The organism is Pseudomonas sp. NPDC007930 (assembly GCF_042958985.1).
Taxonomy (GTDB): domain Bacteria; phylum Pseudomonadota; class Gammaproteobacteria; order Pseudomonadales; family Pseudomonadaceae; genus Aquipseudomonas.
In genome coordinates this window covers 192438-205170 of record NZ_JBIBKC010000008.1, presented here as the reverse complement: position 1 = coordinate 205170, position 12733 = coordinate 192438, and the positions used below count along the sequence as shown (strand labels likewise).

Annotated in this window: 11 protein-coding genes; 3 read left to right on the top strand and 8 right to left on the bottom strand. The window is 68.3% G+C overall.

Features of this window, described 5'->3' with window-relative positions:
- Positions 1-4: 4 nt before the first annotated feature.
- On the bottom strand, positions 5-1249 hold the full coding sequence (mexE, locus tag ACFZCE_RS18155; RefSeq protein WP_390941481.1) for a multidrug efflux RND transporter periplasmic adaptor subunit MexE: 1245 nt from the start codon (positions 1247-1249) through the stop codon (positions 5-7).
- Positions 1250-1471: 222 nt separating this feature from the next.
- On the opposite strand from mexE, the gene ACFZCE_RS18150 reads away from it, so the two are divergent.
- Positions 1472-1681, top strand: a complete 210-nt coding sequence (locus ACFZCE_RS18150) for a hypothetical protein (RefSeq protein ID WP_390941479.1) — start codon at positions 1472-1474, stop codon at positions 1679-1681.
- A 239-nt stretch (positions 1682-1920) separates the two neighbouring features.
- Here the strand turns inward: ACFZCE_RS18150 and surE are convergent, their stop codons facing one another.
- From surE to ACFZCE_RS18125, 5 genes are all read right to left on the bottom strand, one after another.
- Positions 1921-2694: a 5'/3'-nucleotidase SurE gene (gene surE / locus ACFZCE_RS18145; RefSeq protein WP_390941477.1), complete on the bottom strand. Its 774-nt coding sequence runs from the start codon at positions 2692-2694 to the stop codon at positions 1921-1923.
- Positions 2691-3782: an FUSC family protein gene (locus ACFZCE_RS18140; RefSeq protein ID WP_390941475.1), complete on the bottom strand. Its 1092-nt coding sequence runs from the start codon at positions 3780-3782 to the stop codon at positions 2691-2693. The genes surE and ACFZCE_RS18140 overlap by 4 nt, the downstream gene beginning before the upstream one ends.
- Before the next feature lie 9 nt (positions 3783-3791).
- A complete protein-coding gene (gene ddlA / locus ACFZCE_RS18135) occupies positions 3792-4826 on the bottom strand; it encodes a D-alanine--D-alanine ligase (RefSeq protein WP_390941473.1) in 1035 nt (344 codons plus the stop codon).
- 13 nt (positions 4827-4839) lie between these two features.
- Positions 4840-7428 carry an ATP-binding protein gene (locus ACFZCE_RS18130; RefSeq protein ID WP_390941471.1) on the bottom strand — a complete coding sequence of 863 codons (2589 nt, stop codon included), beginning with the start codon at positions 7426-7428 and terminating at the stop codon, positions 4840-4842.
- A 65-nt stretch (positions 7429-7493) separates the two neighbouring features.
- Positions 7494-8051, bottom strand: coding sequence for a cytochrome b/b6 domain-containing protein (locus tag ACFZCE_RS18125; RefSeq protein ID WP_390941469.1), 558 nt, complete (start codon positions 8049-8051; stop codon positions 7494-7496).
- Between the two features lie 335 nt (positions 8052-8386).
- Here ACFZCE_RS18125 and ACFZCE_RS18120 point away from each other — a divergent pair, with 335 nt between their 5' ends.
- Positions 8387-9652, top strand: a complete 1266-nt coding sequence (locus tag ACFZCE_RS18120; RefSeq protein ID WP_390941467.1) for an EAL domain-containing protein — start codon at positions 8387-8389, stop codon at positions 9650-9652.
- Complete coding sequence (locus tag ACFZCE_RS18115; protein WP_390941465.1) at positions 9639-10550, top strand: GNAT family N-acetyltransferase; 912 nt, start codon at positions 9639-9641, stop codon at positions 10548-10550. The genes ACFZCE_RS18120 and ACFZCE_RS18115 overlap by 14 nt, the downstream gene beginning before the upstream one ends.
- A 113-nt stretch (positions 10551-10663) precedes the next feature.
- Here the strand turns inward: ACFZCE_RS18115 and ACFZCE_RS18110 are convergent, their stop codons facing one another.
- Together ACFZCE_RS18110 and ACFZCE_RS18105 are read right to left on the bottom strand one after the other, a co-directional pair.
- A complete protein-coding gene (locus ACFZCE_RS18110; protein ID WP_390941523.1) occupies positions 10664-11398 on the bottom strand; it encodes an endonuclease/exonuclease/phosphatase family protein in 735 nt (244 codons plus the stop codon).
- 135 nt (positions 11399-11533) lie between these two features.
- The gene (locus ACFZCE_RS18105) at positions 11534-12718 is read right to left on the bottom strand and encodes an MFS transporter (RefSeq protein WP_390941463.1); all 1185 of its coding nucleotides are present in this window, start codon (positions 12716-12718) and stop codon (positions 11534-11536) included.
- Positions 12719-12733 lie beyond the last annotated feature (15 nt).

The following is a 12733-nucleotide window of genomic DNA, read 5'->3' as shown; positions in this document are numbered from 1 at the left end:
CTTGTTAGCCGCGAGGGCCGGCGTTGGCCAGCTTGGGCTGGTCTGCCGCTTGGGTACGGTTGCTGGCTTCGAGCAGGGCGCGTTGCTGGGCGAGCGCCGCGAGGGTTTGCTCGCTGGCCATCGGCACGGCTTCGGGGGCCACTTCGGCGCCGGGGCGCACGCGCTGCAGGCCGTTGACGACGATCTGCTCATCCTTGGCCAGGCCCTTGCGCACGATGCGCAGGCCTTCGAGCTTCGGCCCCAGTTCCACGGCGCGGTAAGCGAGCTTGTGGTCTTTGTCCATCACCAGCACGAACTTCTTGCCGAGGTCGGTGCCCACGGCTTCGTCTTTGATCAGCACGGCTTCGTAGGTGCCGCTGCCCACCAGCTTGAGCCGGGCGTAGAGGCCGGGGGTGTACTCGCCCTTGCTGTTGTCGAACACCGCGCGGCCGCGAATGGTGCCGGTTTGCGGGTTGACCTGGTTGTCGACGAAGTTCATCTGGCCCAGGTGCGGGTTGCCGTCTTCGCTGGACAGCCCCAGGTACACCGGGGTGGCCTGCCCGCGCTGGCCGTCGCGGGCCAGTTGGCTGTACTTGAGGAAGGCGCGTTCGTCGGCGTCGAAGTAGGCATACACCTTGTCGGTGCTGACCACGCTGGTGAGGTTGCTGGTGTCGGCGCTGACCAGGTTGCCGGCGGTGATCTCGGCGCGGCCAACCCGGCCGCTGATCGGCGCCACCACCTTGGTGAAGCTCAGGTTGAGGCGGGCCAGGTCGAGTTGCGCCTGGATCGCCTGCACCTCGGCGCGGGCGGCCTGGGCGGCGGTGTTGCGCGAATCCACCAGCTCGGCGGAGATCGCGTTGCTGGCGCGCAGGCGCTCACCGCGCTGGGCTTCGTTTTCGGCGTTGCTGGCGTTGGCCTTGGCTTGCAGCACCTGCGCCTGCAGGCGGTCGACTTCAGCCTGGAACGGGCGCGGGTCGATCTGGAACAGCACATCGCCCTTGCGCACGATGGCGCCTTCGGTAAAGGCCACGCGGTCGATCTGGCCCGACACGCGCGGGCGGATCTGCACGGTTTCCGGCGCTTCGAGGCGGCCGGTGAACTCGTCCCATTCGTTGACCGGTTGCTCGATCACCTTGGCCACGCTGACCGGGGTGGCTGGCGCCGCGCCAGCGCCGGCGTTGGCCTGCTGGGGCGCCTTGCCGCACGCGGCGAGCACCACAACCGCCAGTGCCGCCAACGGCACGCGCAAAGGTTTGAATTGCTGGTCCATGTAAAGCCCGCCTTTAATCTTCGGTTAATGAGGATGGGCGGAGTCTGCGGCGCGCGCGGGCCATCGACGAATCGAATGGTTCGAAGATGAATATCGACGAGAGTGATGTTAATGTGCCAGTTTAGATAGCTAGCTTGCTAATTAAAATGATGTGACAGTCATAATGGCGGAACTCTCGTCATTATGGCGGGTCCATGCAGCACCCCAATCAAGGAGCAGGCCATGAGCGCGACTGCTGTTTTCCTGAACGCTTTGATGTGCACCAGCCCCGCCCACAGCACCTGCATGCCGGCGCAGTTCGTGTGGATGGCGCCGAAGTTTTTGGCTGAAGAGGAGCGGGTGCAGCAGTGTGCCGAGCATGCCGAGGCGTTGAACAAGGCGCGTAAGGATATGTCGGTGATTTACCGCTGCGAGGCGGTGAAGGGGGCTTGAGCGGGGAGGGCCCTTTGCCCGGCTGTGCCGTAATGCTGTTCATTTAAGCCATTTCACGGCTTTATGGAAGGGATCAATCTGGGAGCTCTGCTGATTTTGTGCATGAGATTCAGGGCCCTTCGCCCGGCACAGCCGGCCTCCCACCAGATTTGTGTAAGTACTTGATTTACGAGGCAACACAGAACCCGTGGGAGGCCGTGGTCCGGCACTCCGGCTGTGCCGGGCGAGGGGCCCTGCGGTCAACCCTCGCCAGCCAACCGCGCCACCAGGCCCAACCGCGCGTGCTCTTCGGTGCGCTCGAAGTGCAGCGGGGTCACGCTGATCCCGCCGGCAGCCAGTACCCGGGTTTCGCTGTCTTCGGCGTCGTCCTGGTCGCTGCGGCGGATGTTCAGCCAGTAGTAGGCCTGTTCGCGCAGGTCAGTGCGTTCGGTGATGCTCACCCCGTCGATGCGCCCGCGGCCCTGGCGGGTGACCTGCAGCGGGCCGGCCTGCTCGGCTGGCACGTCGGGGAAGTTCACGTTCAAGCACGCCCCCGGCGCCCAGCCGGCGGCCCACAGGCGGGCGATGGTGGCCGGCGCCAGGGCGCGGGCGGTGGCCCAGCGCACCGCGTCGCGGCGGCTGAATGCCTGGCTCAGGGCAATCGCCGGGAGGCCCAGCAGCAGCGCCGCCATGGCCGCGCCAACGGTGCCGGAAAACGCCGTTTCCACCCCCAGGTTGGCACCCTTGTTGATGCCCGCCAGCACCAGTTGCGGCGGTTCCGGCATCAGCGCGTGCACGGCCATCATCACGCAGTCCCCCGGGGTGCCCGAGACTGAAAAGCGCCGCTCGCCGTGGGTGCTGACCCGCAGCGGGCTGTGCAGGCTCAGCGCGTGGGAAATCCCGCTCTGGTCATGGTCGGGCGCTACCACCCACACCTCATCGGCCAGCTCCGCGGCCACTGCTTCGAGCACCGCCAGCCCTGGGGCGGCGATGCCATCGTCGTTGCTGATGAGTACGCGGGTGATCGGTTTCATTCAGGCTGCTCCTGGGTTTCTCGTTGGGCGAAGGTCCAGCGCGGCGCGGTGTGGGCCAGGCGCTGGCGCATGTCGTCGACGTTGGCCACCAACTGCCGGGTGAGCGCGCGGTAGCCGTCCAGCGCCGGGTAGTCGTTGCGCGCCAGCTCGCCGTACAGCTCGCCGCTGCGTTGCAGGCGCTCGGCATGGCCGTCGCGCAAGGCGCGGGCCATGGCCACCAGTTGGCGGCGCACGTAGCGGTGTTCGACCTGCAGTGAGCGTTTCAACGCCTCCATGGCGGCGGCGTCGTCGCCCGGCGGGCGGGTGTCGGCGAGGATCTCCAGCAGCGAGATGCACAGGCGCAGGTTGCGCTGCAGGGCGTCGAGCTCGGTTTGCGAGATGTGCACTTCCTTGGACACCGAGGCCATCAGGTTGCGCAACTGCACCAGCGAGGCGCTGAGCCCGCGCATGCGTTTGAGGTGCTCATCGCTGGTGACCACCGCGCCGGCGACGATGCGCCCGTGCACCGCGGCGCATTCGCGCAGGGTGCTGGCCAGGTTGTAGCGCCAGGAGTACACCGCGTACAGCGGCAGGGCGAAGGAGAACGCCAGCGCCAGCACGTTGCCGATCAGGATGTCGACCGTGCGCCACAGCCCGTCGGACATCGGGTTGTCGCCATGGCCGGCGACGATGAACACGGTGATCGCCGACAGCAGCGCGGTGTAGCCGCCCTTGCCGATCGCATGGTAGGCAAAGAAGCCGCAGGCCGAAGACATCAGCACGTAGGTTAACAGCGGCATCTCGAGGTAGTTCTGCTGGGCGACGATGGCCAGCCCGATCACCGCGCCGATCAGCGTGCCGTAGGCCCGCTCGGTGGCCTTGCGGCGGATGTTGCCGTGGTGCTGCAGGCCGCCGATCACGATCAACATGGTCACCGAGGCCCACTCGCCGTGGGGCAGGTGGATGCCGGTGGTCAGCAGGATGGTCGCCACCAGGCCCACCGCCACGCGCAGGGCGTGGATCAGGCGGGCATGGCGAAAGCGCCGGTAGGGGTCGAGCAGCGGGCGCAGCGCGCGGCGCAGCAGGGGGGGCAGGCGGTGGGTGGTCATCGGGCTCATTCAGCGGGTGACTTGCAGGGTTTGCCGGGCCTGGTGGCGTTCCAGCGCAAGGTCGAGCAACTGGCTGACCAGCGCGCTGTAGCTCATGCCGGTGGCTTGCCACAACTTGGGGTACATGCTGATGCGGGTGAAGCCGGGCAGGGTGTTGAGTTCGTTCACCAGCACTTCGCCGCTGCCGGTGAGAAACACATCGACCCGCGCCAGGCCCGCGCATTCCAGCGCTTGGTAGGCTTGGACGGCGATTTGCCGGATCCGTTCGCCGGTGGTTGCTTCAAGGCTGGCGGGCACCACCACCTGGGCGGCGTTTTCGTCGATGTACTTGTTGTCGTAGGAGTAAAACCCCTGGCCGACGACGATCTCGCCGCAGCCGCTGGCCTGTGGCTGGTCGTTGCCAAGCACCGCGCATTCGATTTCGCGGCCGTTCACCGCGGCCTCGACCAGGACTTTTTCATCGAAGCGCAGCGCTTCGGCCATGGCCCGGTCGAACTCGGCGGCATTGCTGGCGCGGCTCACGCCGACCGACGAGCCCATGTTCGCCGGCTTGATGTACAGCGGCAGGCCCAGCGCCGCCTCGGCCTGGGCAAAGCTGACCGGGCGCGCGCGGCGGGCGCAGAGAAACGGCGTGACGGCGATGCCGGCCTCGCGCAGCAGGCGCTTGCTGACGTCTTTGTCCATGCAGATCGCCGAGCCGAGCACGTCGGAGCCGACGAAGGGCACGCCGAGCATGCGCAGCAGGCCTTGCAGGCAGCCGTCTTCACCCTGGGTGCCGTGCACGATGGGGAACACCACGTCTACCAGGGTACCCAGCGCCTGGCCCGGCTCACCCGGGTGCAGGGCCAGCTTCGGGCCGCTGCAGGCCAGCTCGCCGTCGCCGCTGTGCAAGTGCCAGGTGCCTTGCGGGTCGATGCCGATCAGTACCGGCGTGAAGCGTTCGCGGTCCAGCGCCTGGAGCAGGTTGCGCGCCGATTGCAGCGACACGTCGTGTTCGGCCGAGCGGCCGCCGTAAACGATGCCGACGCGGGTTTTGCTGTTCATGGTAAAGCCTCTGTCACGGTGCCACGGCGCTGTGCAGCGCCTGGGCCAACTGGTTTTGCGAAAAGGGTTTGGCCAGCCGCACCACGTTCAGGGCGGCCGGCAGCGGTACGTCGCTGTAGCCCGAGACCAGCACGATGGCCAGTTGCGGGTGCAGCGCGCGCACCTGCTCGGCGAGCTGGGTGCCGGTCATTTCCGGCATGGCGTGGTCGCTGACCAGCGCGTCGAAGGGTTGGCCGGCCAGCAGCCGCAGGGCCTGGGCGGCGGAATTGGCCGCCACCACGTCATGGCCGAGGGCTTTGAGCAGGCACAGGGTGCTGCCCAGCACCAGTTCGTCGTCGTCGACCGCCAGCACCCGCCAGCGCGCGGCCGGGGTGTTGCCGGGCGGCGGCAACGGGGTGCTGCCAGGCGGGCTGCCGGGGGCGTGGGCCGGCAGCCAGATTTGCGCGGTGGTGCCCTGGCCGGGTTCGCTCAGCAGCACCAGGCTGCCGCCGGATTGCTCGGCCAGGCCGAGCACCATCGACAGCCCGAGGCCGGTGCCCTTGCCCACGCCCTTGGTGGTGAAGAACGGCTCGGTGGCGCGCGCCAGGGTAGCGGCGCTCATGCCCTGGCCATTGTCGGCCACCGCCAGGCACACCCGGCCGCCCTGGGCATGGCCGGTCAGGCGCAGGCGGCCCTGGCCGCCCATCGCGTCGCGGGCGTTGACCGCCAGGTTGAGCAGGGCCGATTCGAGCTGGTTGGGGTCGGTTTCGACCCACGGCAGGCCGGCGGCGAAGTCCAGCTCAACCTGCACCGTGGGCCCCAGCGAGCGCCGCAGCAGGTCGGCCATGCCCTGCACCAGGGCCGTGGCATCCAGGCGCAGCGGGCGCAGTTCCTGGCGCCGGGCGAAGGCCAGCATGCGCTCGATCAGCGCCGCGCCACGCTGCGCGCCGGCCTGGGCGTTGCCCAGCAGGCGCAGCAGGGCTGGGTCATCGCCCACCCGGCGCTGCATCAATTCAAGGTTGCCGAGCACGGCCATCAGCAGGTTGTTGAAGTCGTGGGCGATGCCGCCGGTGAGGTTGCCCAGCGCTTCCATCTTCTGCGCCTGTTGCAGGGCCTGTTCGGTGCGGCGGATGTTCGCCTCGCTCTGCTCCAGCGCCGCGGTGCGCTCGGCGACCTGGCGCTCGAGCTCTTGCACGAAGCGTTGCTCGCCTTCGCGCACCTCGACCTGCGAGCGTACCCGCTCGATGTGCGCCCAACTGCGCTCGACCACTTCGGCCAGCAGCGCCCGCTCGGCATCGCTCCAGCGCCGCGGCAGGCGGTCGTGCACGGCCATCAGCGCGGTCAGCCGGCCCTCCTTGACCAGCGGCATGCACACCGTGGCGGCCAGGCCGAGGTCAAGGAAGGTGCGCGCCTCGTGAGGCGGTAGCTGCGCGGCGTTGTCTTCGAGCACCAGCGGCAGGCCGGCGCGCAGGTTGTGCACCGCCAGGCGGCCGAAGTCCGCCAACCGGTAATGGCCGAGGATGCCTTTCGCCCCGGGGGCGTGCCAGTTGCCGCGGATGGTAAAGCCGTCCTGGTCGGCGTCCATGTCGGCGTAGGCGCACACGCTCACGCCCAGGTGCAGGCCGAGCAGGTGGGTGGTCACCTCGAGCACCACGTCGGCGTCCTGGCTGCGCGTGGTCTGCTTGCCGAGTTCATCGAGAAAGCGCAGCCGCGCTTCGTTCTCGCGCAGGGCCAACTGGGCCTGTTCGTGCTCGGTGATGTCGCTGGCGGTGCCGAACCATTCGCTGATCTGGCCCTGCTCGTCGAACAATGGCACTGCGCGTGACAGCGTCCAGCCGACGCTGCCGTCGACCCGGAAGACCCGGTGGCGCAGTTCGAACAGGCTGCGCTCGGCGATCGCCCGTGCCACCGCCTGGTTGACCAGCGCGCGGTCTTCGGCGTGTACATAGGTGCCCAGCCAGTCGTGGCTCGGGGCGAGGTTGTCGGAAATAAACCCCTTGCCGTCGAGGTGGATCATCGTCGACCAGTCCGGTGCCATGCGGTAGACCACATCGGCGGTGGCGTTGACCAGCGCGCTCAGGCGCGCCTCGCTGGCGCGCCGCTGCTGCTCGGTGAGCACCCGCTCGGTGGTTTCGATCACCGTGGCGATCACCCCTTCGGGCAGGCCGTCGTCACCCGGCACCGGCGAGTAGTAGAGGTCCATCCAGGCCGGCGCCGGCTGGCCGTGGCGGTCAAGCGACAGTTGCTGGTCGCGGTACACCAGGGTGCCCCCGGCCAGGCCCACGCGCATCACGTTGTCGTTGAAGTCGGCGACCTCCGGCCAGCCTTCGCGCACCGCTTGGCCAAGCAGGCGCGGGTGGCGCTGGCCGGCGAAGCGCGAGTAGGGGTCGTTGTAGATCATCGTGCCGGCCTCGCCCCACAGCAGCACGATCGGGATCGGCGAGCGCAGCAGCATGGCGGTGGTGGTGCGCAGCGCGGCTGGCCAGCTGGCCAGCGGCCCGAGCGGGGTGTGCGCCCAGTCCAGCGCGGCGATGCGCCGGGCCATGTCGCCGCCCCCCTGGAGGAAGGCCGGTAGGTCAGAAGGCCGCGGGGGTTGGGCTGGCACGCCGGGGGCGGTGGTCATGCGGGGGGCGGCTCGCAAAGGCAGGTTGAAGGCACCGGCACTATAGCATCGGTGCCGCGCAGCGATCAGGGGGTACGTTCATCTTCCGGCGCCGGGCGCTGTGCCGGCAGCATCCGTTCGAGCAGGCCATCGCGCAGCACCGCCACGTGCCACACGGTGGCCGCCACGTGCAGGCCCAGCAGTGTGTACAGCGCATACTGCCCGGCCACGTGCACGCTGTTGGCCCATTCGCCCAAGGCGTCGAAGGTGGGGAAGCCCGGCAGCGAGAACAGCCGGAACACCGGCACCGGGCGGCCATTGCCGGCCATCAGGTAGCCGCTGATGGGCATCACCAGCAGCACCAGGTAGAGCAAACCATGGTTGGCCTGGGCCAGCCAGCGCGCCCCGCGCGGGGTGCGCCTAGGCAGTGCCGGCGGCCGGTGGCGCCAGCGCCAGGTCAGGCGCAGCAGCACCAGCAGGAACACGCAGATCCCGGTGGATTCGTGCAGCAGGTACCAGAACACCCGTTCGCTGCCCGGCGGGTGGTTTTCCGCGACCCACACGAACGGCAACAACAGGCACAGGGCCAGGGCGGTGAGCCAGTGCAGCGCCTGGGCGAAACCGTGGTAACGCGCTACGGGCATGGCATCTCCCAGGGGCAGGGTGGGGCGCAAGTGTACAAGGGCATGGGTGGGCCGCCGATTGAAGAGGAACAGGGCGCGACAGGCGCATAGTCGGCGATCCGCGCGCCGGCAGCAATGGGAGGGTCGCGGGCGGGTAAAGGTTCGCCGCCAGGGTGTAATTATTGTTGCGCCGCGAGAAAGGTCCCGGCAGCCGACGAGTGACCGGATCCATTGTGTGCATTTGGTCCGAAAGTGTTTAAAGCCCTCTACAAATCGGCGACGGTTTCATCGAAATTATTCCTTGGCAGATCTACGCTGTCGTTAACGAGTATTACGGCCACAAGGAGGTATCGGCCATGTCGTTCGCCAATGTCGTTTCGCTGGATGTGCGTAACGCCACGGGCCCCGGGGGTATCGACCGGGTGCTGCGTGGGCTGCGCCAGCATCTGAACATGGACGTTGCCTTTATTTCGCAGTTTCGTGGCCGGGACCGGCTGTTCACCCATGTTGACAGCGAAGGCCCCGGGCCGCTCAAGCCCGGCGACGCGCTGCCGATGGAGGCGGGCTATTGCCAGAAGGTAGTCGCCGGCGAGTTGCCCCAACTGATCCCCGACACCTCGCTGCTGCCGGCGGCGCTGGCCATCCCGGAAACCCTCGCGCTGCCGATCGGCGCACACATGAGCGTGCCGATCTACCTCAGCGACGGCCGCCTGTACGGCACCTTCTGCTGCTTTGGCTACCAGGCCGACAGCAGCCTGACCGACCGCGACCTGCAAATGATGAAGGTGTTCGCCGACCTGATCGCCGACCGCCTGGAAACCGACCTGCGGCAGATCAGCGAGCGCCTGCGCAAGCACCGCTTCATCAGCGATGCGTTGAACGGCACGCAACTGAGCGTGGTGTACCAGCCGATCTTCGATGTGGAAGACGGCCAGTTGTGTGGCTGGGAGTCACTTTCGCGCTTCAGTGGCGAGCCAGTGCGCAGCCCCGACCTGTGGTTCAAGGACGCCGCCGAGGCGGGCCTGGGCCAGGAGATGGAAGCCCAGGCGATTCGCACGGCGCTGGCCGGGCTGGCGAGCCTGCCCGAAGACAGCTACCTGTCGATCAACTGCTCGCCGGAGATGTTCCTCGAAGGGCGCCTGGCGGCGCTGCTCGACCCGTACCCGGCGCACCGGCTGGTGCTCGAGGTCACCGAACACGCCATCGTTGCCGACTACGGCAGCCTGCTCTGCGCCATGGCGCCGCTGCGCAAGCGTGGCCTGCGCATCGCCATCGACGACGCCGGCGCTGGCTACGCAAGCATGCGCCATATCATCAAGATCAGCCCCGACATGATCAAACTCGACATGAGCCTGACCCAAGGCATCGACCAAGACCCCCAACGCCGCGCGTTGGCCTCGGCGCTGATCGCCTTTGCCCGGGAAACCGGCTGCTCGATCGTTGCCGAAGGGGTGGAGTCCGCCGCTGAGCTGGACATCCTCAAGCGCCTGGGCGCCGACAAGGTGCAGGGCTACCTGCTCGGCCGGCCGATGGCGCTGGCCGATGCCCGCGCCCTGGTCGAAGACCGCCAGCGTTCCGGCCTGCAAGTGCCCCGGGAGGCCACCCAGCATGCCCGGCACTGAACGCATCGAACTCGGCGCGCTGCAGCGCGACGACCTCAACGCCGCCCGCGATCTGGTTCGCGAAGCCTTTGCCGAGGTACTGGGCGAGGCCGAGCCGGATGAGTTCTGGAACGACCGCGACTACGTGACCTGCCGCTGGCACGCGCCGCACACCCAATGGTTCAAGGCCTTCAGCGGCAGCCGCCTGCTCGGCGTGGCCTGCGTGGCGCGCTGGGGCAGCCAGGCGATCGTCGGGCCGCTGGCGGTGGTGCCCGACCACTGGGAAAACGACATCGCCCAACGCCTGATGGCCGAGGTGTGCGCGCAAATCGAGGCCTGGGGCTGTGCCCACAGCGGTTTGTTCACCTTCCCCGACAGCCCGCGGCACCTGGCGCTGTACCAGAAGTTCGGCTTCTGGCCCGGGCACCTGGCGGCGGTAATGAGCCGCGGCGTGAACCGCCCGGCGCAGCCCTACCACCCGGCGGCGCTGGCGCCGGCGCGGGTCAAGGCGCATTGCCGGGAAATCCTCGAAACCCTGGTGCCGGGCATGGATGTGGACGGCGAGGTAGAGGCGGTGCAGCGCCAGCAGTTGGGCAGCATGGTGCTCACCGCCGACGGTTTTGCCATCTGCCACCACGGTGAGTACTGCGAGGCCGGCAGCCAGGCGTTCTACATTCGCCTGGCGGCGATCCGCCCGGGTGGCGGCGCGGCGCAGATGGCCGAACTGCTCGGGCGCTGCGAGGCGATGGCCTGGCAGCAGGGCGCCGGGCATCTGCTGCTGGGGGTGAACACCGCGCGCCTGCAGGCTTACCGCTGGCTGCTCGACAGCGGCTTTCGCACGCGGATCCTCGGCGTGACCCTGCACAACGGGCCGGGGTATGACCGGCAGGATGTGTGGTTGCTGGATGATTGGCGCTAGCGGTTGAGGGCCCTTCGCCCGGCACAGCCGGCCTCCCACCAGATTTGTGTAAGCCATTGATTTTAGGCGCAACACAGACCCCGTGGGAGGCCGGCTGTGCCGGGCGAAGGGCCCTACAAATGCACCTCGACCGCCAACGGCAGGTGGTCGGAGAGGTGGCTCCAGGGTTTGGTCCCCAATACCCGCGGCTCGTGGCTGGTGGCGTTGCGCAGGTAGATGCGATCAAGGCGCAGCATCGGCAGGCGCGCGGGGTAGGTTTTCGCCAGCACGCCGTGGTGGCGTTCGAACGCTTCGTGCAGGTCGCCGTGGCGCACCAGGGTGGCGTTGCCGCGCAGCTTCCAGTCGTTGAAATCCCCGGCGATGATCACCGGCGCGTGCTCGGGCAGCGAGTCGAGCAACTTGCGCAGCAATTGCAGCTGCTGCTGGCGATGGCTTTCAAGCAATGACAGGTGCACGCAGATGGCGTGCACGCCGTCGGGGTGGCCGGGCACCTGCAACACGCAGTGCAGCAGGCCGCGGCGCTCGGGGCCGGTGATCGACACATCGAGGTTGCGGTAGTGCAGGATCGGGTACTTGCTCAGCAGCGCGTTGCCGTGGTGGCCGTCGGGGTACACCGCGTTGCGCCCGTAGGCGAAGTCGCTCCACATGCTGTCGGCGAGAAACTCGTACTGCGACATCTGCGGCCAGTTGGCGAAGCGGCTGGCGTGGCGGTCGTGCCCGCCCAGCACCTCTTGCAGAAACACGATGTCTGCCTGGGTACTGCGCACCGCCTCGCGCAGCTCTGGCAGGATGAAGCGCCGGTTGAACACGGTGAAACCCTTGTGGGTGTTCACCGTGAGCACCCGCATGCGGTGCACCTCACGGGGGCCGTGGGCGGGTGACTCGATCAGGGGACTACTCGGTTCGGCGTGCACGTTCGCTCCAGGCGCCAGAGGGTTCGCTTACCTTATGGGACTTGGCCGCGTGGCGCCAGTTCACCGCGTTCACGCGTTTGCCGCGCGCGCGGATCGGCGGCTGCCGAGCCAGCCGAGCACACCCAGGGCCATGCCGATGCCAGCGATCCCGGGCCAGCCCAGGCTTTCGTACACCGGGCTGGCCAATGCCGAGCCGGCGGCGCCGCCGAGAAAGATACTGGTCACGTAGATGCCGTTGAGGCGTGCCCGGCTGTGGGCATCCAGGGCGTAGATCTCACGCTGGCCCATGACCATGTTCATCTGCACGGCAAAGTCCAGCAGCACCCCGGTCAAGGCCAGGCACACCACCGACGGCGCCAGGCCAAGGGTGAAGGCGACGATTGCCATCAGCATCGCCGCCAGGGTCGCCAGGCGGGTGTAGCCGGCGTCGGCCCAGCGCCCGGCCAGCGGCGCGGCCACCGTGCCCACCGCGCCGACCAGGGCGAACACGGCGATCTGGCTTTGGCTCAAGCCATGCACCCGCGCCAGCTCCAGCGGCGCGGCGGTCCAGAACAGGCTGAAGGCGGCAAACATCAACGCCTGCAGCATCGCCCGCTGGCGCAACAGCGCATGGCGCTTGAACAGGTGCCCGAGCGAGGCGATCAGCGCCGGGTAGCTGGCGCGGTGGGCGGGGCGGTAGGCCGGCATGGTGGTGGCCAACACCAGCAGGATCACCAGCATCGCCGCCGCCGCCAACTGGTACACCGCGCGCCAGCCGAAGTGGTCCGCCACCAGGCTCGCCAGCGGCCGCGCCAGCAGGATGCCGAGGATCAACCCGCTCATGATGCTGCCCACCACCCGCCCGCGGCTGGCTTCCGGGGCCATGTGCGCGGCCAGCGGGATCAACATTTGCACCGCCACCGAGCTGAAGCCGATCAACAGCGACACCGCGAGAAAGGGCCCCGGCTGGCTGACCACGCTGGCCGCCAGCAGGCTCAGGCCGGCCAGCACCACGGTGGCCATCATCAGCCGGCGGTTTTCCAGCAGGTCGGCCAGCGGCACCAGAAAAAACAGCCCGGCGGCGTAGCCGACCTGGGTCAGCGCCACCACCAGGCTGGCGCCCTGGGTGGACAGCGCAACGTCTGGGGCGATCAGCGCGATGATCGGCTGCGCATAGTAGATGTTGGCAACGATCGCGCCACAGCAGAACGCGAACAACAGCACCAGGGCGCGGGTCATCGGGGCCACGGCGGGGGTGGCGGCAGAAGAGGGCATCGGCGGGAATCCACA

Bases quoted from the DNA above. Each gene is read 5' to 3' on its own strand.
- ACFZCE_RS18140 (WP_390941475.1), bottom strand. From the start codon at position 3,782: ATGACCACCCACCGCCTGCCCCCCCTGCTGCGCCGCGCGCTGCGCCCG.
- mexE (WP_390941481.1), bottom strand. From the start codon at position 1,249: ATGGACCAGCAATTCAAACCTTTGCGCGTGCCGTTGGCGGCACTGGCG.
- ACFZCE_RS18110 (WP_390941523.1), bottom strand. From the start codon at position 11,398: ATGCGGGTGCTCACGGTGAACACCCACAAGGGTTTCACCGTGTTCAAC.
- ACFZCE_RS18105 (WP_390941463.1), bottom strand. From the start codon at position 12,718: ATGCCCTCTTCTGCCGCCACCCCCGCCGTGGCCCCGATGACCCGCGCC.
- ACFZCE_RS18150 (WP_390941479.1), top strand. From the start codon at position 1,472: ATGAGCGCGACTGCTGTTTTCCTGAACGCTTTGATGTGCACCAGCCCC.
- ACFZCE_RS18130 (WP_390941471.1), bottom strand. From the start codon at position 7,428: ATGACCACCGCCCCCGGCGTGCCAGCCCAACCCCCGCGGCCTTCTGAC.
- surE (WP_390941477.1), bottom strand. From the start codon at position 2,694: ATGAAACCGATCACCCGCGTACTCATCAGCAACGACGATGGCATCGCC.
- ACFZCE_RS18125 (WP_390941469.1), bottom strand. From the start codon at position 8,051: ATGCCCGTAGCGCGTTACCACGGTTTCGCCCAGGCGCTGCACTGGCTC.
- ACFZCE_RS18115 (WP_390941465.1), top strand. From the start codon at position 9,639: ATGCCCGGCACTGAACGCATCGAACTCGGCGCGCTGCAGCGCGACGAC.
- ACFZCE_RS18120 (WP_390941467.1), top strand. From the start codon at position 8,387: ATGTCGTTCGCCAATGTCGTTTCGCTGGATGTGCGTAACGCCACGGGC.
- ddlA (WP_390941473.1), bottom strand. From the start codon at position 4,826: ATGAACAGCAAAACCCGCGTCGGCATCGTTTACGGCGGCCGCTCGGCC.